Source organism: Bacillus sp. FSL R5-0603, assembly GCF_038050295.1.
GTDB lineage: Bacteria > Bacillota > Bacilli > Bacillales > Bacillaceae > Bacillus > Bacillus subtilis.
On the sequence record NZ_JBBOYP010000001.1, the window covers coordinates 503,401 to 526,017 of the forward strand.

26 protein-coding genes and 2 pseudogenes are annotated in these 22,617 nt (G+C 40.0%); 15 read left to right on the top strand and 13 right to left on the bottom strand.

All coding sequences use genetic code 11. The features are described from left to right. Positions 1–77 precede the first annotated feature (77 nt). Positions 78–671 (top strand): NAD(P)H-dependent oxidoreductase, encoded by a 594-nt coding sequence (locus tag NYE56_RS02560; RefSeq protein ID WP_341283411.1) that lies wholly within the window; start codon positions 78–80, stop codon positions 669–671. A gap of 143 nt (positions 672–814) precedes the next feature. Here NYE56_RS02560 and NYE56_RS02565 read toward each other — a convergent pair whose 3' ends face one another. Continuing rightward, positions 815–2,002, bottom strand: a complete 1,188-nt coding sequence (locus tag NYE56_RS02565; RefSeq protein WP_341283412.1) for an MFS transporter — start codon at positions 2,000–2,002, stop codon at positions 815–817. Between the two features lie 205 nt (positions 2,003–2,207). Between NYE56_RS02565 and NYE56_RS02570 the strand changes: the two genes are divergently transcribed. From NYE56_RS02570 to NYE56_RS02595, 6 genes and pseudogenes are all read left to right on the top strand, one after another. Further along, positions 2,208–2,804, top strand: coding sequence for a TetR/AcrR family transcriptional regulator (locus NYE56_RS02570; RefSeq protein WP_341283413.1), 597 nt, complete (start codon positions 2,208–2,210; stop codon positions 2,802–2,804). Between the two features lie 761 nt (positions 2,805–3,565). Next, positions 3,566–3,901: a metal-responsive transcriptional regulator AseR gene (gene aseR, locus NYE56_RS02575; protein WP_015482851.1), complete on the top strand. Its 336-nt coding sequence runs from the start codon at positions 3,566–3,568 to the stop codon at positions 3,899–3,901. Between the two features lie 12 nt (positions 3,902–3,913). After that, complete coding sequence (locus NYE56_RS02580) at positions 3,914–5,221, top strand: arsenic transporter (RefSeq protein WP_341283414.1); 1,308 nt, start codon at positions 3,914–3,916, stop codon at positions 5,219–5,221. 58 nt (positions 5,222–5,279) lie between these two features. After that, positions 5,280–5,514: pseudogene (locus NYE56_RS02585) on the top strand (hypothetical protein). A gap of 193 nt (positions 5,515–5,707) precedes the next feature. Next, positions 5,708–6,499, top strand: coding sequence for a GNAT family N-acetyltransferase (locus tag NYE56_RS02590; protein ID WP_341284376.1), 792 nt, complete (start codon positions 5,708–5,710; stop codon positions 6,497–6,499). Between the two features lie 65 nt (positions 6,500–6,564). After that, positions 6,565–6,678: pseudogene (locus NYE56_RS02595) on the top strand (hypothetical protein); the annotation flags it as partial. A gap of 69 nt (positions 6,679–6,747) precedes the next feature. Here NYE56_RS02595 and NYE56_RS02600 read toward each other — a convergent pair. Together NYE56_RS02600 and NYE56_RS02605 are read right to left on the bottom strand one after the other, a co-directional pair. After that, positions 6,748–8,190 (bottom strand): pyridoxal phosphate-dependent decarboxylase family protein, encoded by a 1,443-nt coding sequence (locus tag NYE56_RS02600; protein WP_268554676.1) that lies wholly within the window; start codon positions 8,188–8,190, stop codon positions 6,748–6,750. A 120-nt stretch (positions 8,191–8,310) separates the two neighbouring features. After that, positions 8,311–8,934 carry a flavin reductase family protein gene (locus NYE56_RS02605; RefSeq protein WP_029725823.1) on the bottom strand — a complete coding sequence of 208 codons (624 nt, stop codon included), beginning with the start codon at positions 8,932–8,934 and terminating at the stop codon, positions 8,311–8,313. Between the two features lie 89 nt (positions 8,935–9,023). On the opposite strand from NYE56_RS02605, the gene NYE56_RS02610 reads away from it, so the two are divergent. Beyond that, positions 9,024–9,704: an ArsR/SmtB family transcription factor gene (locus NYE56_RS02610; RefSeq protein WP_217003192.1), complete on the top strand. Its 681-nt coding sequence runs from the start codon at positions 9,024–9,026 to the stop codon at positions 9,702–9,704. Between the two features lie 67 nt (positions 9,705–9,771). Here NYE56_RS02610 and NYE56_RS02615 read toward each other — a convergent pair whose 3' ends face one another. From NYE56_RS02615 to NYE56_RS02625, 3 genes are all read right to left on the bottom strand, one after another. Further along, complete coding sequence (locus NYE56_RS02615) at positions 9,772–10,215, bottom strand: carboxymuconolactone decarboxylase family protein (protein ID WP_100506834.1); 444 nt, start codon at positions 10,213–10,215, stop codon at positions 9,772–9,774. Between the two features lie 85 nt (positions 10,216–10,300). Next, the gene (locus NYE56_RS02620; protein WP_080030634.1) at positions 10,301–10,480 is read right to left on the bottom strand and encodes a hypothetical protein; all 180 of its coding nucleotides are present in this window, start codon (positions 10,478–10,480) and stop codon (positions 10,301–10,303) included. Continuing rightward, positions 10,477–10,620 carry a hypothetical protein gene (locus tag NYE56_RS02625; protein WP_003243880.1) on the bottom strand — a complete coding sequence of 48 codons (144 nt, stop codon included), beginning with the start codon at positions 10,618–10,620 and terminating at the stop codon, positions 10,477–10,479. Before NYE56_RS02625 ends, NYE56_RS02620 begins: the two co-directional genes overlap by 4 nt. Before the next feature lie 267 nt (positions 10,621–10,887). Between NYE56_RS02625 and ydfH the strand changes: the two genes are divergently transcribed. The 3 genes from ydfH to NYE56_RS02640 all read left to right on the top strand — a co-directional run bounded on the left by ydfH (position 10,888) and on the right by NYE56_RS02640 (position 15,032). Continuing rightward, positions 10,888–12,111 carry a two-component system sensor histidine kinase YdfH gene (gene ydfH, locus NYE56_RS02630; protein WP_123374402.1) on the top strand — a complete coding sequence of 408 codons (1,224 nt, stop codon included), beginning with the start codon at positions 10,888–10,890 and terminating at the stop codon, positions 12,109–12,111. Further along, complete coding sequence (gene ydfI / locus NYE56_RS02635) at positions 12,104–12,745, top strand: two-component system response regulator YdfI (protein ID WP_326214160.1); 642 nt, start codon at positions 12,104–12,106, stop codon at positions 12,743–12,745. Before ydfH ends, ydfI begins: the two co-directional genes overlap by 8 nt. A 115-nt stretch (positions 12,746–12,860) precedes the next feature. Continuing rightward, the gene (locus NYE56_RS02640) at positions 12,861–15,032 is read left to right on the top strand and encodes an MMPL family transporter (protein WP_341283415.1); all 2,172 of its coding nucleotides are present in this window, start codon (positions 12,861–12,863) and stop codon (positions 15,030–15,032) included. Positions 15,033–15,087: 55 nt separating this feature from the next. Here the strand turns inward: NYE56_RS02640 and NYE56_RS02645 are convergent, their stop codons facing one another. From NYE56_RS02645 to mneP, 3 genes are all read right to left on the bottom strand, one after another. Then, positions 15,088–15,777, bottom strand: a complete 690-nt coding sequence (locus tag NYE56_RS02645) for a DUF554 domain-containing protein (protein WP_015252719.1) — start codon at positions 15,775–15,777, stop codon at positions 15,088–15,090. An 89-nt stretch (positions 15,778–15,866) separates the two neighbouring features. Next, positions 15,867–16,679: a MerR family transcriptional regulator gene (locus NYE56_RS02650; RefSeq protein WP_341284377.1), complete on the bottom strand. Its 813-nt coding sequence runs from the start codon at positions 16,677–16,679 to the stop codon at positions 15,867–15,869. Between the two features lie 112 nt (positions 16,680–16,791). After that, positions 16,792–17,685, bottom strand: coding sequence for a manganese transporter MneP (gene mneP, locus NYE56_RS02655; RefSeq protein ID WP_014478979.1), 894 nt, complete (start codon positions 17,683–17,685; stop codon positions 16,792–16,794). A gap of 476 nt (positions 17,686–18,161) precedes the next feature. On the opposite strand from mneP, the gene NYE56_RS02660 reads away from it, so the two are divergent. The 4 genes from NYE56_RS02660 (at position 18,162) to NYE56_RS02675 (ending at position 20,753) form a co-directional block, all read left to right on the top strand. After that, positions 18,162–18,782 carry a nitroreductase family protein gene (locus NYE56_RS02660; RefSeq protein ID WP_341283416.1) on the top strand — a complete coding sequence of 207 codons (621 nt, stop codon included), beginning with the start codon at positions 18,162–18,164 and terminating at the stop codon, positions 18,780–18,782. A 15-nt stretch (positions 18,783–18,797) separates the two neighbouring features. After that, a complete protein-coding gene (locus NYE56_RS02665) occupies positions 18,798–19,736 on the top strand; it encodes a ring-cleaving dioxygenase (protein WP_341283417.1) in 939 nt (312 codons plus the stop codon). A gap of 101 nt (positions 19,737–19,837) precedes the next feature. Continuing rightward, positions 19,838–20,227, top strand: a complete 390-nt coding sequence (locus NYE56_RS02670) for a DoxX family protein (protein WP_341283418.1) — start codon at positions 19,838–19,840, stop codon at positions 20,225–20,227. A gap of 187 nt (positions 20,228–20,414) precedes the next feature. After that, entirely contained in the window at positions 20,415–20,753 is a 339-nt protein-coding gene (locus NYE56_RS02675; RefSeq protein ID WP_341283419.1) for a thioredoxin family protein, read from the top strand. Between the two features lie 48 nt (positions 20,754–20,801). Here the strand turns inward: NYE56_RS02675 and NYE56_RS02680 are convergent, their stop codons facing one another. The 4 genes from NYE56_RS02680 to NYE56_RS02695 all read right to left on the bottom strand — a co-directional run bounded on the left by NYE56_RS02680 (position 20,802) and on the right by NYE56_RS02695 (position 22,507). Continuing rightward, positions 20,802–21,038 (bottom strand): spore germination protein, encoded by a 237-nt coding sequence (locus NYE56_RS02680; RefSeq protein WP_015482867.1) that lies wholly within the window; start codon positions 21,036–21,038, stop codon positions 20,802–20,804. Between the two features lie 204 nt (positions 21,039–21,242). Then, positions 21,243–21,536 (bottom strand): hypothetical protein, encoded by a 294-nt coding sequence (locus NYE56_RS02685; RefSeq protein WP_009969672.1) that lies wholly within the window; start codon positions 21,534–21,536, stop codon positions 21,243–21,245. A 32-nt stretch (positions 21,537–21,568) separates the two neighbouring features. Next, positions 21,569–21,799: a spore germination protein gene (locus tag NYE56_RS02690; protein ID WP_038827548.1), complete on the bottom strand. Its 231-nt coding sequence runs from the start codon at positions 21,797–21,799 to the stop codon at positions 21,569–21,571. A gap of 123 nt (positions 21,800–21,922) precedes the next feature. After that, the gene (locus NYE56_RS02695) at positions 21,923–22,507 is read right to left on the bottom strand and encodes a DUF421 domain-containing protein (RefSeq protein ID WP_341283420.1); all 585 of its coding nucleotides are present in this window, start codon (positions 22,505–22,507) and stop codon (positions 21,923–21,925) included. Positions 22,508–22,617 lie beyond the last annotated feature (110 nt).

The following is a 22,617-nucleotide window of genomic DNA, read 5'->3' on the forward strand; positions in this document are numbered from 1 at the left end:
TATATACATTCAATGTGCGTACTTTTTATATTTTAATATACATCATATAATGATGTCACATCTAAGGAATGAAAGGAATGGATCATATGAAAACACTCGTACTCGTTGTACATCCGAATATAGAATCCTCTCGTATCAATAAAAAGTGGAAAGAAGCCGTTTTAAGTGAACCAGATGTAACTGTCCATGATCTTTATGAAAAATATCGCCATCAACCAATTGATGTGGAATTTGAACAACAGCAGCTCCTGGCCCATGACCGTATCGTTTTTCAGTTTCCATTATACTGGTACAGCAGCCCACCGCTTTTAAAACAGTGGTTTGATGAAGTGTTTACGTTTGGCTGGGCTCATGGTCCTGGCGGAAATAAATTGAAGGGGAAAGAGTGGGTAACTGCCATGTCCATCGGTTCACCTGAACACTCTTATCAAGCCGGCGGATATAACTTGTTTTCAGTGAGCGAGTTGACAAAACCGTTCCAAGCATCTGCCCATTTAGTAGGCATGACCTATCTGCCTTCCTTTGCCGAATATCGCGCCAATACAATCAGTGACCAAGAAATTGCCGAAAGTGCGAATCGGTATGTAAAGCATATTACAAATATAGAATTAAACCCGAAGGTTCTCCTGCAAAGATATTTGAAACAGCTGGAGGGTGTCGATTTAACATAAAGATTGAATTTGGAAAATCCTGTTCTCACCAAGCAGGATTTTTTCTTGTTCAGCAGAGGGATTTTAAGATATAGCGAAAAAAGAAGAAGCCACCAAAAATAAGCTATTTGCTTGGTCCTGACTGCTTATTTTTGGTGAATGACTTATTTCTCTGTGATGAAATAAAGCAAAGCGATGACCGGAAAAGCGATTCCAATCCATAATGCTGTACCCCATCCGCCTGAGGCATATGCCCATCCTCCAATTGATGACCCTATCGCACCGCCTAAAAAGAAGATCGCCATGAATAATCCGTTTAATCGACTGCGAATTTCAGGCGCCAACGAAAAAATAGCACGTTGACTGAGCACGAGGTTTGCAGATACACCCATATCTAACAGAATAGCTGCGGCCACTAGAACTGTTATACCGACGGGGGAGCTGCTCTGAATCATGAGGGGCAGTAATAAAGAGACAACGACAACACCGAGAGCGATTCCAGTGGCAAGCCGGGTCAAGCCTCGATCAGCCAGGCGGCCGCCTATTGGTGCAGCGACTGCACCCGCAATGCCCACCAATGCGTAGAGTGCTATTGCCTTCTGAGAAAAATGAAAATCAGGACCGGACAATAATAAAGGAACGGTAGTCCAGAACAAGCTGAAAGCTCCAAATACAAACGCATGATAGATGGCACGGCGGCGTAAGATTGGAGTCGTGCGCAGCAGCTTCCACATTGAACCGAGTAAGGCAGTATAGTTTGTATTTGCTGTTGGTTTTCTGGCAGGAAGCACTTTTGATAATACGATGGCCAGGACAACACTTACCACGGCGGACAAAGCGAATATTGCATTCCACCCCCAGATATCAGCGACTAGACTAGATATCGGACGGGAAAGCATAATACCGAGTAATAAGCCGCTCATGACATTGCCAACAACCCGGCCTCGTGCAGCGTCTGATGCAAGGTATGATGCAAATGGAACAAGCACTTGGGCTGCGATTGATCCCAATCCGACGAAAAACGCAGCTGCTAAAAACAGTGTTCCATGCTTCACAAATGCTGTTAGTGTCAAAGCCGCTGCGCTTAGAAGGAGCGATACAACAATAAGTTTTTTGTTTTCGATAATATCTCCTAAAGGGACAAGAAATAATAAGCCGGCAACGTATCCGATTTGGGTGAGTGTGACAATCAATCCAGCACTGCTTGGAGAAAGTCCAATTGCCTTACTAATTAATCCGACCAAGGGTTGTGCATAGTAAAGATTAGCAACAATGATACCGCATGCAGTTGCGAGAAGAAGGGTTAAACTGGGTGAAATCCTCTGACCTGCTTGTTTGTTTCCATTAGCCATAAGAATGAACTCCTTTTTCAGTGGTTTTTTGAGTGTAATCATGACTTCTCAACACAAGTGATTTTATAAACTGAACGTTCAGTTTTGTTGATTAAGGAAAATAATATACTAAACGTTCAGTTTTGTAAATAGGTTTCTGTTTTTTTTTATATTCAGGTTAAGTATACTGAACGTATAGTTTATATTGCGGGAAGGAATGATTCATGTGCAGAGTAAACGAGGGCGGCCGCGTGATGAAGGAACGCATAAGGCGATTCTCTCTGCAGCCTATGACCTATTGCTGGAAAAAGGCTTCGATGCGGTGACAGTCGATAAAATTGCAGAGCGTGCGAAAGTGAGTAAAGCAACGATTTATAAATGGTGGTCTAACAAAGCTGCCGTTATCATGGACAGCTTTCTTTCGACCGCGACGGACAGGCTGCCTGTGCCTGATACAGGGTCGTCAATACAAGATATAGTAACCCACGCCACGAATTTAGCTAGGTTTTTAACAAGCCGGGAAGGAACCGTTATTAAGGAATTAATAGGGGCAGGGCAGTTGGATGAAAAATTGGCAGAAGAATATCGCACGCGATTTTTCCAGCCTCGCCGCCTCCAAGCGAAAGGCCTTCTAGAAAAGGGAATTCAGAAAGGTGAATTGAGAGAGAATCTTGATATTGAAGTAAGCATAGATCTCATTTACGGACCAATTTTCTATCGTCTGCTTATAACAGGGGATGAGGTGAATGATTCCTATGTGCATGATCTGGTGATGAATGCGTTTAAGGGAGTTCAAGCTACCTCTGCTACAGAGAGCATGTAGCTGATAAGAACTGCAAAAGCTACGGATTATATGACAAATTGGTTCCATCGTACAGTGAAAGATAAGATTTTTGTTGCTAAGCGGAATCATCGAGGGAACTCTTATCGGATGTCGAAGTCATTCAATCGTGAATACATAACATCATATTATTACATTCCTTTTCATCGATTGGAACAAGGGTTCTATACTTCAATGGAATATCGCAAAGTTGGAGTATTTAAAGAGCAGGGGAAAATCGATGGCCATTATGTAGGTGTCATGGCAATGGAAAAAATATTTGCAATGTAAACAGGCCTCTAAAGAGACCTGTTTTTTAATATCCAAAAGATCTGTCTATTTTCATCTTGGGCTCTATGACCACTCCCATAACTGAAATAGTCTAATATTTATACCAGACTGGATTATGATTGAAAACATCCGGAATTCCATAATAAACTTGATTAAAATAGAATGGCATTCTTTAAAAATGGAGCAGCTTCGACAATGGATAAAGGCAAGTAAGGCAGAGTTCTCATAAAGAGATTGATATTAATTGAATCAAAAATATTTGATGTTCCAAATATAAGGGATTGTTTATATAAATAAAAGTTTATATAATGACGGGGGCGCTAAGGGAACGCGGGGAGCGACTTAGGTTTTCGTTTCGAAGTTTTGATCCTTAAGATATACGGAGCGCTACATATAGAAACGTAAGAATGTATAATCATTTGGAGTGTATATAACGATTTGCTTATATGTTGATTTGGGAAGGAGGAGTTCAAATGACGATTGATGTTGCGGCGATGACTCGCTGTTTGAAAACACTTAGTGATCAAACTAGGCTTATAATGATGAGATTATTTCTTGAAAAAGAATATTGTGTCTGTCAATTGGTTGATATGTTCGAAATGAGCCAGCCCGCCATAAGCCAGCATTTGCGGAAATTAAAAAACGCAGGTTTTGTGAATGAGGACAGAAGAGGCCAATGGCGTTATTATTCAATAAATGGTTCATGTCCTGAGTTTGATACATTGCAATTGATCTTACATCAAATCGATCAGGAGGATGAATTGTTAAACCATATCAAACAAAAGAAAACTCAAGCGTGTTGCCAGTAAGGAGGCATTAGATTGACATCAATGATTTTGGCAGTATTCATTTTTTTATTAACTCTAGTATTGGTCATATGGCAGCCGAAAAATTTATCTATAGGGTGGTCAGCCTGTGGAGGCGCAGTTTTAGCTCTAATAGCAGGTGTTGTCAATTTTCATGATGTGTTAACTGTGACAGGGATTGTTTGGAATGCGACATTGGCTTTTGTGGCCATCATACTGATATCGTTAATTCTTGATAATATCGGTTTCTTTGAATGGGCAGCGCTTCATATGGCTAAGGCTGCAAAAGGAAACGGTGTGCGGATGTTCGTTTATGTATCTCTATTAGGAGCTATTGTCGCCGCGTTATTTGCAAATGACGGTGCAGCTCTTATATTGACACCAATCGTATTAGCGATGGTCAGAGCATTACATTTTAATGAAAAATTAGTTTTTCCTTTTATCATTGCCAGCGGATTTATTGCAGATACAACCTCGCTCCCATTAGTAGTGAGCAATTTGGTCAACATCGTTTCAGCAGATTATTTTCATATTACGTTTATTGATTATGCATCCAGAATGATTGTCCCGAACTTGTTCTCGTTACTGGCGAGTATCATTGTACTGTACCTTTTCTTCAGAAAAAGCATACCAAAACGCTATGATCTGACTGAGGTGAAAAAACCTGTTGAAGCAATTAAAGATCAAAACATGTTCAGACTGTCATGGTATATCTTAGGACTTCTGTTAGTTGGATACTTTGCAAGTGAATTCTTATCTATCCCTGTATCAGTGGTAGCAGGGATCATTGCAATCTTTTTCTTAATGGCTGCAAAAAAGAGTCCAGCCGTTCATACAAAAAAAGTGCTGAAAGAAGCGCCATGGGCTATCGTATTCTTTTCAATTGGCATGTATGTTGTTGTGTATGGTGTCCGAAATGCTGGATTGACAGATGTCCTTTCAGATGTGATTCAAGCCATGGCTGATCAAGGATTGTTTGCAGGTACGATTGGAATGGGCTTTATCGCGGCAATTCTTTCTTCCGTTATGAATAACCTGCCGACTGTCATGATTGATGCACTGGCTATTGCCGGTACAGATACACATGGGATGATGAGAGAAGCGCTCATATATGCAAATGTCATCGGTTCAGATTTAGGGCCTAAAATAACACCGATTGGTTCCTTGGCGACATTATTATGGCTTCATGTTCTTTCGCACAAAGGTATGAAGATTTCCTGGGGCACGTATTTTAAAACAGGAATTATCCTCACGATACCCACTTTATTGATCACACTTGTCGGTCTGTATATTTGGCTGCTGATAATCCATTCTTGTTTCTAAAAGGACAAGGACAATATATCAAGGAAAACAATGCACAGGTAACTCTTGCCGCAGCCAAATGGCTGAAGGGTGGGGGAGAAAATATCTTGGGGACAAGTGGAATGAGTATAGCGCTGAAATCGAATGTCATGGATGACATCTGAAAGCTGTCAAAGCTATGAAAGAAATTTCAAATCAAACATCGGATAAATTTGATGATCCGGCAAAAGCACACGGAACAGAAGAAGTGTTTCCAAAGGGTCCGTGATGAAATTGGTGACCTTTTAAAACAGTTTGCTGTAACTGGGGAATAAAGAATCGATATATTCAGCGTTTCCTTGGGTTATATAATGCAATGTGTTGTTCAACAGGTGTCTGCGAGCTGAGTGCAGACACCTGTTTTTGTTTTTATTTGTCTGAGATTCGTAACAGGGAAGTTATTTAGCTGGTGACAGAGGAAAATTGATTTGTGAACAGAATCATGAAGGAGACGGTGTTTTAAAGGAGTTGTCTGTTTTGCAGGAATTAACAAAAGAAAAATACAGTAGCTTAAAAACAATGTTTGATGACAAATATTGTCCCACATTTGTCTATTCAATATTAGACCAAACCATTCCGGGAGCTGTTTATGCAGATGATCAAACCTTTCCTAAATCGTTTTTTATAGGAACTGAATCAGGCATTTATTTTATTGCGGGAGACCAAGGGAATCGGGATTTTCATGATTTCATTGCAGGATATTATGAAGAACAAGTGAAATCATCAAAACGATTTACCTTGTTTTCTTCCAGTGATACATGGGATAGCGTACTGAAACCCATACTGAAAGATGACTTAAACCAAATGAGAAGAGCTGCATTTTCTTATCAACCAAAATCTTTCAAAAAGACTTTGCAACTGCCAAAGGGTCTTGTATTGAAAAGAATAGACGAAGACATCATTTCACACAGCACAGCGTTTAACAGCGCGTATTATGAGGAGTATTGGAATTCTGTCTCACAGTTTGCTTCAAAAGGTTTTGGATTTGCCGTATTACATGGCAATCATGTAGTAAGTGAGTGTACCTCTATATTTTTAGGGCATAATCGAGCGGAAATGGATATCTATACACTTGAGGAATATAGAGGACTGGGGTTAGCTTATTGCGTAGCAAATAGGTTTATAGCGTTTTGTATGGAAAATGGGATTGTTCCTAGCTGGGATTGTGATATTTGCAACAATTCTTCCATTGCATTAGCAGCTAAACTAGGGTTTAAGCCAGTAACTGAATACTCCATTTACTTTTCTGGAGAATCTTAATGAAGGAACCTTTAAAGGAGATACCAAACGATGTTGGTATCTTTTTTGTTTTAGAGTTTTTTAATCCTCAGGAAAAAGGGAATTATATTCGCTTATCATATGCTTATGCACCTCTTGAAGACCTTCAAAAGGGGATTTATGAGTTGGGTTTGATCATAAAAGAACTGGCAAGCAGGTAACGTTTTATCCAAATAGTTCGTTCTAAAAAAGAGACCAAGCCCAATATCCGCTTGATCTGATGAGTTTAATCACTTCATTTGTTTATATTCATCATGAAATTGATCGATTTCCCTAAACAGTTCCTGTATAAGCGTACCTGTGATGAATGGATTCAGCAGCACTGCCCGGAGCCATCGATTTCCTTTAAATTCCGGCAAAGACAAGAATACATTTTCTTTCTTTAATAAGTGCTGCTGCAGTTTTAGGTTCCAGTCATCCCACTGATTATTTTCAATCTCATCCGGTATACCTCGGAAACAGCAGATGTTTGTATCTGGCTCACAATAAAGCTCAAGAAAAGGCCGCTGCTTCACTTGTTCTATACATTCTTTGTTTAGTGCAAAACTTTTATTTATCAACTGATTGTATCCTTTTGTTCCAATGTGTTGAAGTGATAAATATAATTTTAAAATATCAGCATGCCGCGTGCCTTGAACACCTAATTCACCCAGATTAATAAAATCAGTTTCATTCATATAAGGGGCAGATATACGGAAATCAGTTTCAAGTATTTCACGATTTTTAAAAAGAGTCATTGCACAGGTCTTTGTAATGTACATCCACTTTTGCGGATTAAAAGTAATGGAATCAGCCATTTCTATACCACTCAGTTTATCACGATACTTTTCAGAAAAAATTAAAGCGCCGCCATATGCTGCATCTACATGCAGCCACAGTCCGTTTTCCTTTGTGATTCTGGCAATTGGCAAAATTGGATCTATGCTTCCTGTCACAGTTGTTCCGGCAGTTGCGACAACAGCAAATGGAATGTGGCCTTCACTCTTTGCACGATGAATTTTTGTTTCTAAATCATGAATATCCATGCGGGCCAGATTGTTGCTTTTTACCGGAATGATACTGGAGGTACCTAAACCTAGGATCATAGCTGCTTTGTGCAGGGAGGTATGGCTGACGTCTGAAACAAAGATGACAGGATGTCCAGAAAGTCCGAAGATACCTGTCTTTTTCACATTTAATTGATGATTTCTTGCTACTGTAAGTGCATGCAGATTAGCGAGACTTCCGCCGCTTGTCATCACTCCTCCTGACTTATCATCATATCCAAACATACGGGCAATGGTTTTGAGTAACTGTGCTTCCATTTTTGAAAAAACAGGGGACATCTCAAGGCTTAGCATATTGTTATTAAGGGAACTGCTTATGAAGTCACCCAAGCATGAAATGAGAGTGGGGATTGAATCCATATGGCCCATATATCTTGGGTTTTGAGGATTCATTGAGTTTTTGATGATACCCTGCAGGTTTACCAAGATATTTTCAATTTCTATACCAGTCTCGGGTATATCACTATAATCAAAGGACTCCACAGCAGGCAGTGTGTCTCGCTTTGCAGCATGACTCGAATGTTCAATAACTAATCCGGCTAATTGATCGACTAAGCTTTTTACTTCATTTGCATTATGTTCATTAGGGTCTATAAATGTGTTTTTAGGTAGAAAAGATAATTCCATCGAGGCCGCACGCTCCAGTCATTACAATTTTTTCAATTATAGCATGATGACAGCATGACAATGACGTGTGCTTTTATCTATTATTAAAATAGACCAAGTCTTAGCTTGGTCTTAAAATGATCATGTCTCTGAACGAAAAGTCTTTCCGACTTCTCTTCCTAAACCAAAGTAGTGTCTGAAATTATAGATAAGCGGGCTCCATTTGGAAGGGTTGATATGGTTTTCGTCCAGAATGATACTTTCCTCGGCATGAAAATGTAGTGCCTGCGTCTCTACAATTGCGAATGACGATTCATATTCTGGAAGCCGAATGTGTTTCACTTCGGCTTCGATTTGGATAGGGCATTCTTTAATTCGTGTTGGTGATACTGTTTTTGATTGTAAAGGCGTTAACCCTGCTGCCTCGTATTTTTCTTTTTTATATGTAAATCCGAGCTGCTTCTTTAAAGGCGGTATACTCTTTTTTCCGCTATAAGATGAAATTCTTTCAATGTTTTCCCATAATTCCGGGCCAGGCAAGTTTATGACACACTCTTTGTGTCTTTCCAAATTGTCGATGGCTTTTCCTCCCAGTCCTACTCCAAGGATTATATAATGTCCAAGAGCCCAAGAAGAAGACATAGGACTAATATTAGTGGTTCCATCCTCATTCAATGTGGTTAGAAGAAATGTCGAGGTACCATAATACATGATCTTGGGTTTGATTTCCTTAAATCGACGAGTGTCTTGTTTTTTGATGTCCAACGTTTTTTCCTCCTTGTCACGCTTACATTTATATTGTAAAGGATTAACATTTCAACTATCATCGAAATATGAATGTAAGGAGGAAAATCATGCATCCTAATATTGCAAAAATCTCTTCGTTGCTATCAGATCCCTCGCGTTCTTCCATTCTTCTCAGTCTGATGGATGGAAGGATACACCCTGCGGGAGAGCTTGCATATCTCGCTAACATTAAACCTCAAACTGCAAGTTTTCACCTGAATAAATTGCTTGAAGCAAAGCTGATTAGCGTAGAGAAGCATGGGAGACATCGGTATTACAGATTGGCTGACTCAGATGCTGCAAATGTGATCGAACAATTGCTTCATATTGCGCCTGAAGCAAAAGTCAAATCTTTAAAAGAGTCAAAAGAGAAAAAGGACTTGCATTTCGCCCGTACCTGTTATGATCATTTGGCAGGTTATGTGGGCGTGCAAATAGCACATTCACTAGTTGAGCAGGGGATGTTAAAAAAAGTTGATTTAAACTTTGAGGTGACTTCAGAGGGTGCTTTATTCTTTTCGAAGTTAGGCATCAATGAAGAACAACAACGGAATAAGAGGAGAGCTTTTGCCCGCTGCTGTTTGGATTGGAGTGAACGGCAGCATCATATTGCAGGAGCATTAGGAAACGCCCTATTGGTGCGCATGTTAGAAGAAGAATGGATCGTTCGTATGCCTAAAACGAGAGCGATTAGGATTACACAAAGCGGGAAAATCGCGTTTGAAAAGCACCTAAACGTGAAGATTTAGGATGTTGAAGCGAAGGCACGATATCCAGGAGGAGGAGTAAGATTTGTTCTAATCTTACTCCTTCTTCTTATTTTGAAGCAGCTCGATTCCCCATTGCAATAGAGATGCGGTTCCAACTGTTTATTTGATTAATGATCAGAACAAGGTCAACATATTGTTTCTCATCATAATGTTCCCGCACCCGATGATATAGCTCATCAGGAACCCTTTTAGATGGGATGAGCGTGATGTGTTCAGATAGTTCGAGAGCCGCTTTCTCTTCAGGTGTGTAAAAATCACATTCATTCCAAGCATGTAAACAGTAAATTCGCTGTTCAGTTTCGCCCATTTTGCGGGCATCAGAAGTATGCATATCTAAGCAGAAAGCACAGCCGTTTATTTGAGAGACTCTGATTTTAATTAGCTCTCTCGTCGTTCGGTTAATTGAAGATTGTTTCGTGTATTTCTCCATATCCATCATGATTTTCATACCTTCAGGTGCAATCTCATAGTAGGACACTCTTTGACTCATAAGGCAAGACTCCTTTCCATAGAATACCTAGATTGTATCCCGGTATTGATCATTTTACCAATGTGCGGTTTGAATGACAGCTGTTTCATTGTCTTTTGGAAAGAAGCTTCTTTGAATAAAAATAAGGGTAGCCAGCAATGATGAGTGGAGCTGCTAATGCAAGCAGTCTCCATGAGCCTGATTGGCTGTCTTTAGTGACTCCAATGAATATATAAGTACCGATCAGAAAATATAATAAAGCACCTAGAAACCAATACATGTTTATTCCTCTTTTTCCTTGCTTTTTGGTTGCGCATTTTTGTCTGTCATATGGCTTAATCGATCAGGGTTCTGATTTTTTAATACCTTTTCGGTCCGGATTCCTTTTCTTTTTAATGATAAAATGGTGAGATCAATCGATTTCAATGATGATCATTCCTTCAATGAATAGTAAGTTCCTTATGATTTTAAAGGAAAATTTGAAAAGATAAAACGTACATAGAGGCAGAACGTTCATGTACGTTTGGGCAATGATCACTTGTTGGAAACTCTAATGTTTCCCTGCACCTGATATTGTTGCGTTCCTTCTCTTCCTATAAAATGATTGGATACATGTATGTTTGCACGTTGAAATATGGGTTCGATTTTCATGAATCTCTATTCGGTGAAACAGGTAAAGGAAGTGGATAAGGTTTGCTTATAAGGAATCCTTTCAAAGATAAATATTACTCACATGATAGGCGGGCATTAAACATGCTTGCACTCAGAGTGCCGGGCCTGGCTTTTATTCTCATGATCTATATAGCCTCTATCGTGCTGCAATTTGTTTCTGGGGGCTGGTCCATTTTATTGCTTTATGCGTTTACCATATTAATCGCCATTTTTGCTTTGCTTCATTGGCATTCATATCGCTGGGTTAAGAAAAGGGTGGTTCTGTATTTTGTGATACAAGGTTTGATCACCTTTACACTTGCTAATCTCATGACTGGCTTCTTTATACTTGTCATTATCGGCCTTTATGCATTTTTAATTGGACAAATTATAGGAATGGCAGACAGAAGAAGGACTTTTCTCATTCTTTATCTATTGCTGCTGCTGGTCATAAATTCGGCGTATCACCTTCATAAAGGTGAAGTTTTGCATTTTATTGTTATTGCTGCGCCGATCATGATTGTCATCATCACTTATGCCGCAACATTTTTTGCCCAAGTGGATGAAAAAATAAAAGCTCAATTGACTCTTGAAAGGCTGGAGCTGGCTCATCAGCAGGTAGAACAGCTGACGCTGCAGAACGAAAGACAGCGGATGGCCCGAGACTTACACGATACGCTTGCTCAAGGTCTTGTCAGTTTAAATATGCAGCTGGATGCGATTCATGTTCATCTCGCTAAAGGCAACACAGAGAGAGCGAAGGAAATCATACAACAATCGATGAAAAGAGTGAAAAGCACATTAGCTGATGCACGTTCAGCTATTGACGATCTCCGCAGCAAATCAGAAGAAATCGGTGTTTTAAAAGAAAGAATTACCTCGCTAATGGATCATTTTATAGAGTCGACAGGCATGGCTTGTTTATTAGATTACAGATTGCATCAGGTGCTGGATGTGCGTACAGCTGAAAACTGTTATTACATCATTGGAGAATGCATGACGAATGCGGCAAAGCATGCTGAGGCGAAAACAATCTGGATATCCATTTGGGATGATGAAAAGGGAAGGCTCCATTTAACAGTTAAGGATAACGGCAAGGGATTTGATGTTGAAAAAGGAAAGAAAAAGAGAGGACATTATGGGCTTCTTGGCATACAAGAACGCGTCAGGGCAATAAATGGCCAATTTAATATCAAGAGTACAAAATTGAAAGGAACACAAATTGAGATCACTGTACCAATTCAGGGAGAGATGCAAGATGAATAAGGTTTTAATCGTTGATGACCATCTTGTCGTGAGGGAAGGTCTGAAGCTTTTAATTGAAACGAATGATCAATTCACCATTATAGGAGAGGCGGAAAATGGAAAAGTCGCAGTCCGTCTTGCAGATGAATTAGAACCGGATATCATTCTGATGGATTTGTATATGCCGGAGATGAGCGGGTTAGAGGCCATTAAACAAATAAAAGAAAAACACGATACCCCCATCATTATTTTGACTACATATAATGAAGATCACTTAATGATCGAAGGGATTGAATTAGGGGCGAAAGGATATCTGTTAAAGGATACGAGTTCAGAAACCCTTTTTCACACAATGGATGCAGCGATCAGAGGGAATGTGCTGTTGCAGCCTGATATCCTCAAACGTCTGCAAGAAATCCAATTTGAGCGGATGAAAAAGCAGCGCAATGAGACGCAGCTGACAGAAAAGGAAGTCATTGTTCTAAAAGCAATTGCTAAAGGTCTTAAAAGCAAAGCGATTGCCTTTGATTTGGGCGTCTCTGAGCGAACAGTAAAGTCCAGATTAACGTCCATTTACAATAAATTAGGCGCGAATTCAAGAACTGAGGCAGTAACGATTGCCATGCAAAAAGGTATTCTGACAATAGACAACTAAACTGGATATTTGAAAATTGCCCAAACGTACATGCCCGAATGTACGTTTTTTTCATTTCATTGTCAACTACAATGAGAAAGAATGTGATCAAGCAATGTGTTGAAAGGAGATTATCATGTCAAAAATGTTATATACATTAGGAGGATGGGTTGCTCGCAATCGCATAAAAGCAATTTGTGCGTGGATCGTTGTGTTAGTTGCTGCGATAGGCCTTGCAGTCACCTTGAAACCAAGTTTTTCTGAGGATATGTCCATACCCGACACACCTTCGGAAAAAGCGATGGATGTGATTCAGAAAGAATTTCCTCACGGTCCTGATAAAGGGAGCATACGGGTTATTTTCGGTGCTGGTGATGGGGAGAAACTTACCGGGAAATCAGCAAAAAAAGCAATAGAAGATACGTTTAAAGAGATCAGTAAAGATGATTCTGTTGACTCGATTGCAAGTCCTTTTGTGACAGGGACAATCGCGAAAGATGGCACAGTTGCCTATGCTGATATCAAGTATAAATCATCAGCAGATGATATAAAGGATTACTCTATCAAACACTTAAAAGACAGTTTGAAAATGGCTGGTGATGAAGGATTGCAAACTGAGCTAAGCGGAGATGTACCGGGAGCCGAGATGGAGATAGGCGGTGTCTCTGAAATTGTCGGCATTATCTTGGCTTTTGTCGTTTTAGCCATTACATTCGGTTCTTTATTAATAGCAGGTTTGCCGATTTTAACTGCACTGATTGGTCTAGGTGTAAGTATTGGACTGGTTTTGATTGGGACACAAGTATTTGATATTGCTTCCGTCAGTCTTTCATTAGCCGGAATGATTGGCCTTGCTGTTGGTATTGATTATGCTTTATTTATTTTTATGAAACACCGCCAGTTTTTAGGCGAAGGCATACAAAAGAATGAATCAATTGCGAGAGCCGTGGGAACAGCGGGAAGCGCAGTCGTTTTTGCCGGACTTACTGTTATCGTTGCACTTTGCGGATTGACTGTTGTTAACATTCCCTTTATGTCTGCGATGGGGCTGACAGCAGGGCTTAGTGTACTGATGGCTGTCTTGGCTTCCATCACACTTGTGCCTGCGGTCTTATCGATTGCAGGGAAGCGGATGATTCCGAAATCAAACAAGAAAATAGAAAAACAAAGCACTGAAACAAATGTCTGGGGACGCTTTGTCACCAAAAATCCTATCATGCTAAGTGTATGCAGCATTCTGATTTTGATCGTCATTAGTATCCCATCTATGCATTTGGAACTGGGCTTGCCTGATGCTGGGATGAAAGCTAAGGATAATCCGGATCGCCGGGCATATGACTTGCTTGCCGAAGGCTTTGGAGAAGGATTTAATGGCCAATTAACAATCGTAGCGGATGCCACAAATGCTGCAGAAAATAAGGCGGAGGCTTTCGCAGATGCAGTGAAAGAAATAAAGGGCTTAGACCATGTAGCAAGTGTCACCCCTGCAATGCCTAATAAAGAAGGGAACTTTGCCATCATTACGGTCGTTCCGGAAACAGGTCCAAATGATGTCACAACAAAAGATTTGGTACACGATGTACGCAGTTTGTCAGATAAAAACGGAGTAGATTTGCTTGTTACTGGATCGACTGCAGTGAATATTGACATTTCAGATCGCCTGAATGATGCGATACCGGTGTTTGCTGTACTTATTGTTGGCTTTGCGTTTGTATTGCTGACCATCGTTTTCCGTTCGCTGCTTGTGCCGCTTGTTGCTGTTGCAGGTTTCATGTTGACGATGACAGCCACTCTTGGAATCTGTGTATTTGTCTTACAAGACGGGAATCTCATCGACTTTTTCAAAATACCTGAAAAAGGGCCGATACTCGCCTTCCTGCCGATTTTATCTATTGGAATTCTGTTCGGATTAGCCATGGATTATCAAGTATTTCTTGTCAGCAGAATGCGTGAAGAATATGTAAAAACTAAGAATCCAGTACAAGCCATTCAGGCTGGATTAAAACACAGTGGTCCTGTTGTTACCGCAGCCGGCTTGATCATGATCTTCGTGTTTGCAGGATTTATCTTTGCCGGCGAAGCTTCTATTAAAGCCAATGGGCTGGCTCTTTCCTTTGGTGTACTCTTTGATGCCTTTATTGTAAGAATGACACTGATTCCAAGTGTCATGAAGCTGATGGGGAATGCAGCCTGGTATTTGCCGAAATGGCTGGACAAGATGATTCCGAATGTGGATATAGAAGGGCATCAACTGACAAAGGAAATACAGCCAGAAATAGATCATGAACAAAAGAAACAAATCATGTAATAGAAAAAGCAGATCTTTTATGATCTGCTTTTTTTTAACAGTTAAAGTAATAGCATTAAAACCGCAATCCAAATGCATGAATCACAAAAATCACAACAGGAGGGATCAAGAGGGAAGGCAGCAGATTCAGTGTTTTGAACTTCTTGATTCCAAGAATGCTTAGACCTGAACTGAGGATGAGTATGCCTCCCACAATTGTGATTTCATTAATAAGGTCTGTATTGATTGCGCTCTCCATTACTTTAGCAAATAAATAAATGGAGCCCTGCCAGGCAAATAATACAATGGCAGCAGCCGCTATTCCAAAACCAAAAGTTGAAGCGAGCACAATAGAGGTGATCCCATCTAACATCCCGTTTGTCAGGAGGTATGTATAATCTCCATGCAAAGCGGCTTCAACAGGGCCCAATATTGACAGCGAACCGATACAAAATAATAAGACCGCAGTTGATAAGCCCTCTGCTAAATTGCTTTTAGAAAATTTGTTCACCAGCTTGTTGAATCGTAATTCTAAATTGATGATCTGGCCTAGCAAACCTCCAATGGCTAAACTCACGATGAATAGAATGGGATATTTACTATCAGGCAAATGCTGTGTAATGGCGTTGATCCCCAGTGCGACCGCAGCGAATCCCATTGCCTGCATCAAAATATCCTGGTATTCATCTTTAATGCCTTTTTTGAATATCCCCCCGATTATGCTTCCTGCAATGATCATCACTGTGTTAAAAATCGTTCCAAACATAAGCTTTCTCCTCCAAAAATCATTCCTGCATAAAAAATAAACCCTCTAGTGAGTAGAGAGTCAAGGGAGATCAAAACATATTTATGAGATTATTTGATGGGCAGCAGGATTTCAGTCACATAATTATCTAGGTTATTCGTAATGCCATAATCAATGAGTGTGATTTCGATTGAGTCCCCTGCTACCTCATAATGATGTTCTTTCATATATGCCAGTAATTTTTTGTAGTATGGTTCGGCTTCTGGATGTGACCCTTTAAACCTAATTTGCAGATATTCTCTTGAAGGAAAGATGACTTCTGAAGAAGTTTTTTCATTTTCATCTTCAAGAATCATAAATATACTGGAATATTTGTCAAACTGTTTTGCTTTCACATTTGCTGCAGAAATGGATAAACCGATCTTGCCTATGAATATATCTTCGTTTACGTTCAGGTGGGTTCTCAATTCAGCTAACGAATGTTCGATATCATGGCCGAGAACATATTCATGCTGCAAGTAAGCCACACGCATTGCGGGAAGTTTGATTTTTGAAATTTGATGTAACGGCATGTTAACGGCATCTTCTATATGTGTGATGCGTCGGGAGATCTTTCGTTCAATGCGTTCCAATTCTTTCTTCTTGCGATCAATTTCAACCTGCTGGCTTTTTAGTAAATGAAGAAGAGTGTTTGTATTTTGAGAGTTATAAAAATCAAGAAGCTTATTGATTGGCAGGCCTAGGGCCCTCAAATACTTGATGGTATCCAGCCGCTCAAACTGTTGGGTAGAATAATATCTATAGTTCGTTTGCTCATCTTTATATTCCGGTTTCAAAAGGCCGATTTCATCATAATACCGAAGAGCAGAGATTTTCACATTGAATAACTTTGACACTTCTCCAATCGAAAAAAATTCCTTCATTCTAACAACCTTTCTGTCCCTATGATTATATACATCCACATTATATAGTACGGCGAGTTCTAAAGGTAAAGTTTGCAGCATAAAGAAAAAACTCCTTCTAAAAAGGAGCTTTTCATTCTTCGAAATAAGGATTTACATGGATGAGCACTTCTTCTACATCTGAAAACTGTCTTTTGATTTCATTTCGAATTTCGCGGGCGATGTCGTGTCCCTGCTTAATTGTCAAATCATGATCCAAGGATAAACGGACATCAAGCAATTTATAGTGGCCATGTTCTCGCGCGCGGATTCTATCAATTCGTTTTACTTGATCACATTGAAAAATAACAGCTTTATATTCCTCTATCAGCTCGGGATCAACACTCTTTTCCATGAGCACATCAACAGACGGCCTGATTAATTCCATTGAAATCTTAAAAATGAGGTAAGCAACGATTGCACTGGCAATGGCATCGGCGTACAACAGATAGGGCCATCCGCGGGTGTTTCCGATGATAGCCAACAGGACGCCGATAAAAGCGGCAAGAGAGGCAACGATATCGCCTTTGTGATCGTACGCAATCGCTATAATTGCTTTGCTGTTCCATTTTTCCCCTTGCTTTATAGAATAACGATATAAGATTTCCTTAGCCACGTACGAAATCAGAGCCGCAAACAATGCGCTGTATTGGGGAACGCTTGGCCCTTTAACAAAGGACAGAATCGCTTCTATGAGGATATAAACGGATACGATCACTAAGATAATTCCTACAATCGCCTCACTAATGACTTCAGCTTTTCCGTGACCAAAAGGATGGTCTTGATCGGGCGGTTTATTGGAAATGCCGATCACTGCCAAGACTGCAATCGAAGCAACGACATCTGCCGCGGAATGTATTCCGTCTGCAAACACGGCTTCACTATCGCCTACCAGCCCAAAAAAGACCTTTCCTGCCATTAAGATCAGATTGGCGATCAATGCAATCAAAGCAACTTTTCTGCTTATTTGTTCTCTTTCACTTGCCATTTTTTCCTCCTATAAAACTGCACAAAAAAAATAGGAGTGCTCTATATACGCTCTCCGTATCTTTTCCTGTGTAATCACTTTGCTTATCATACCAATTCAATTTCGAGTGGGTCTATAGCAACGTTGTTTCCTGTTTACTAATAAATAAGGTGACAGAAAAAAAGTTGGAGCTGTGCTAAAAGGTCATAAAGCAAACAAATGAGTTCTTATGTAACAACAGTGATGATTCGCTATTAAAATGCTGCCGTCAGTGAAAAATTTCCACCTAATTTTCAAAAACCTATTGACATGAGAAGATCTGTATTTTATTATTATCTCATATTCAAGATATTTTAATTCGAGACATTCGATTGAAAAGATCAGCGATCAAGCGCAACTCTAAGTGTTCAATCGTTGTCATTTCTTTTACACAATATTCAATATGGATTTTTTATAATATAATATCTCGAATTCGAGATAAAAGGGAGTGTATCATAATGGCTGAATTTATACAGTTAGTCAATGAAAGACGATCTGCAAGCAATTTTCTTTCAGGTCATCCAATCACAAAAGAAGACCTCAATGAAATGTTTGAATTGGTTGCATTGGCGCCATCGGCTTTTAATTTGCAGCATACAAAATATGTGACGGTTCTTGACCAGGACGTAAAAGAAAAGCTGAAGCAGGCCGCAAACGGACAGTATAAAGTGGTTAGCTCATCTGCGGTTCTCTTGGTATTAGGGGATAAGCAGGCATATCAACAAGCGTCCGATATCTATGAAGGTTTTAAGGTATTGGGGATATTAAATAAGCAAGAGTATGACCACATGGTGCACGACACTGTTTCGTTTTATGAAAACAGGGGAGAACAATTTAAGAGAGATGAGGCGATAAGGAATGCTTCACTTTCTGCGATGATGTTTATGCTGAGTGCTAAGGAAAAAGGCTGGGATACCTGCCCGATGATCGGCTTTGATGCGGAAGCCGTAAAACGGATTTTGAACATAGACGACCAATTTGAGGTTGTCATGATGATTACGATTGGAAAAGAAAAAATAGAGAGCAGAAGACCGCGCGGCTACCGGAAGCCTGTGAATGAGTTTGTTGAGTATATGTAAAAGGAGCGGATAAAAATGGTTAAAAAAACGATGGGAATTCATCATATTACAGCGATTGTCGGTCACCCTCAAGAGAACACAGATTTCTACGCAGGAGTGCTTGGGCTTCGTTTGGTCAAGCAAACTGTCAATTTTGATGACCCAGGTACGTATCATCTTTATTTTGGGAATGAAGGCGGGAAGCCGGGAACAATCATTACCTTCTTTCCGTGGGCCGGAGCCCGCCAAGGCGTCATTGGAGACGGTCAAGTTGGTGTGACTTCGTATGTTGTGCCGAAAGGGGCTATGGCATTTTGGGAAAAGAGACTAGAAAAGTTCAACGTTCCATACACCAAAATCGAGCGCTTTGGGGAACAATATGTAGAATTTGATGATCCTCATGGACTGCACTTAGAAATCGTGGAAAGAGAAGAAGGAGAGGCTAATACGTGGACTTTCGGAGAAGTAACGCCCGATGTTGCCATTAAAGGTTTTGGGGGTGCAACCCTATTATCAGCGCAGCCTGACAAAACCGCTGACCTTTTAGAAAACATCATGGGGCTGGAGCGAGTCGGCAAAGAAGGGGACTTCGTTCGTTATCGTTCCGCCGGTGATATCGGAAATGTGATTGACCTTAAGTTAACGCCTATTGGCCGCGGGCAAATGGGGGCCGGAACGGTGCATCACATTGCTTGGCGGGCTAACGATGATGAAGATCAGTTAGATTGGCAAAGATATATTGCTTCCCATGGATATGGTGTAACTCCTGTTCGGGATAGAAACTATTTTAATGCCATTTACTTCAGGGAACATGGGGAAATCCTGTTTGAAATCGCAACTGATCCCCCGGGCTTTTCACATGATGAAACACAGGATACAATGGGCGAAAAACTGATGCTGCCTGTGCAATATGAACCGCATCGCACACAAATTGAACAAGGGCTGCTGCCGTTTGAAGTAAGAGAGTTAGATTGATTTGACACATAAAAAATAAAGAAACATATATTCAATTGATGATTGCTGGATGGTACTGTCAGCACATAATCAGATGAAATCAAAGATGAGGAGAGATACAAATGGAAGATGCAGGACTGTTGCTTATTCGTATAATGATTGGTGTGGTGTTTTTGTTTTATGGCACACAAAAATTATTCGGCTGGTTTGGCGGATACGGGATTAAAGGAACCGGACAATGGTTCGAATCAATTGGGGTGAAACCAGGAAACGTTGCGGCCGCTCTATCAGGTCTTGGGGAGTTAGTAAGCGGAATTCTATTTATTTTAGGCGTATTCCTCCCGCTTGGAGCTGCTATCATAACGATCATTATGTTAGGTGCCATCGTAAAAGTCCATGGAGCGAAAGGTTTTGCGAATGGCGCGGGAGGTTTTGAATATAACCTGGTGCTCATTGCAGTTTCCATAGGGGCTGCACTCATCGGTTCAGGATCTTACGCTTTGCATTTTTAATAAGAAAGTATGTAAGAACAGTTGCTGCTTGTGTCAGTAACTGTTCTTTTATTTTGATATTTTCGGCAAGCTTGCAGGTACTCTGCAAAGCAAAAAAGCGGATATCATAAATATAAATCAGTATAGTGAATGATACGTATTGATGAGCTTGGTCATGAAAAACAGACCTATTTGAAGGAGTAAATGGATGAAAGAGATGACAGAATTACATTCATTAGTTTCTATAGAAAACTTTATCAAACAGCACAAATTCAGTTTTATTTATATATCAAGGCCTGCCTGTACAGTATGTCACGCAGTTCTGCCCCAGCTCAGAATAGTATTGGATCAGTTTCCAAACATCAAATTGGGGCATATCAATGCTGACGATGTAGCAGAGGTCGCCGGCAGATTTTCAGTTTTCACCGTTCCTGTGCTTCTTTTGTTCATTGATGGGACTGAGTTTCTAAGAGAAGCCCGTTTTGTTCATTTTGACCAGCTTGAACAAAAGCTGAAAAGGGTTTATCGATTATATGAAGGCGAATAAAGAAATAAGAAAAAAAGAACTCAAATGAGTTCTTTTTTTTGCACCAATTTATTCTTCACTAGGTGAAGAAGGGTTATCAACCTGTCCTTGATCACTTGTATCATTATCACAACTTGCTGAAATAATAATTGAATTAGAAGGAGAGTAATCTCCTAATGTGAAATTGACTCCGTAATTTTTGCTGTTCGCAGTATGGCTGTTTTGCAAGTTTTGTCCGATATCTGTATTGGCGTTTTGTGTCATTCCATTTATCGTGAGATTTGAGATGTTGATTTGAGATCGCATGTTTCAAGCTCCTTTCATTCAGAAGTAGATGTCATAGAGGACGCTGGCAGTCTATTTACTTCTATGATATTGCGTTTTTATATCATTGCATCAACATAATGGTAAAAATAATAGCGAGTGAATGAGCATCTCTTTTGAAGATGATCAACCTATCAGCAGAAATAAAGCCGCCTGATAAAGAGGCGGCAGATCGTTATATGTCATCTATGAATTTGATGTATCGTTTTTCGTTTGCCTAAAGGATAAGATGGTCGTTTTTAATGATGAGTAGGAGCCTATAGCAGCGTAGCCATAAAACCAGCCCATAAATACGCCAGAAAAGAGGCTGTGTCGATGGCTTATGAAAACAGAAATGACAAGGCCTGTTATTAAGGCAACTGACGGTACAAAAGTTTTGGGGATTTTCAATAATATTTTGAGGATTTGGGTTATCAATATGATGATTGGAACAGCTATCACAGCATCCCAAAAGTTTGTGTGAATAATTGGAAAAGCCATACGGCACCTCATGAAGTGTTAATTTCTTATGTTTATGCTAAAAGCTTGGAAAGCAGTTCTTGGACCGCATTTGTAACATGTAGGGCTTGATTGGCGGAGCTTGTTTGGCTTAAAGCATTGGATTCAAAAACCAAACCTGTATTATTCCCTCCGGAACCATCTGTCTCTTTAGAAACAGAGAAAGGGCTGATGGAAAATGCAAAACCGTTATTAAAAACGCTGTTTCCGGATATCGAATGAATATAAACTGGGAATTTCATCATTCATCTCTCCTCTCTGTTATGACTGTTTATACAATATGGTGTGTGAGCAGCAATTGCTTAAACAAAACGGCAAAAACATTCAGTGAGAGACAAAAACCTTCAAAATTCTCCAAGTGCCTTTTGTTAATGCAGTTTTTTAGGGATGTTTTTTTTATTCTTTTTGCCAATTTCATCAAAAATATTCTGATTGCTAGACAAATGGGCTTGTCCGTCCTTATTTATGAAATCCGGGTGAATGAGTTTTTTCAGATCCCTGACTGTTAAAGGCTTGGCGTCATCGGTTAATTCTATTCCTAATTGCCCGTTTGCTTCTAATGTCGCAATTTTGACATCTTGTATAGCCGTAACGCCGTGAAGCCGTAGCTGCATTTCAAGCTGATCAGCTGTAAGTCTAATCTTCTTCAGGTTTTCGATATGAAGCTGACCGTTTTCAATAACAATTTTTGCTTTTCCGGTTAACATCTTTTCAATGAAGTTCGATCTCATTTGGATCCATTCCATAACGATGAGTGTGATTGTGAAAATTGCCGCCGCAATTAATGTTTTGAAGAGGCTATACTCGATGATTGGCTGAACGATAATAGTTCCGATCGAAATCATGACAACCGTTTGAGTTGAAGTCATTTGTGCGATTGATTTTCTTCCTGAAATTCTTAGCAAAATGACTCCGGCTACAATGAGAACTAGAGATTCCCAAGTGAAATTCATGCTACCACCTGACCAATGATGAATTAGATTTGTCATGGGATTGGCTTTTCTTCCGGCCAATCGCAATTTAATATATCCGAAAGGCAGTCGGTTCATTCTGTCCTGAACCG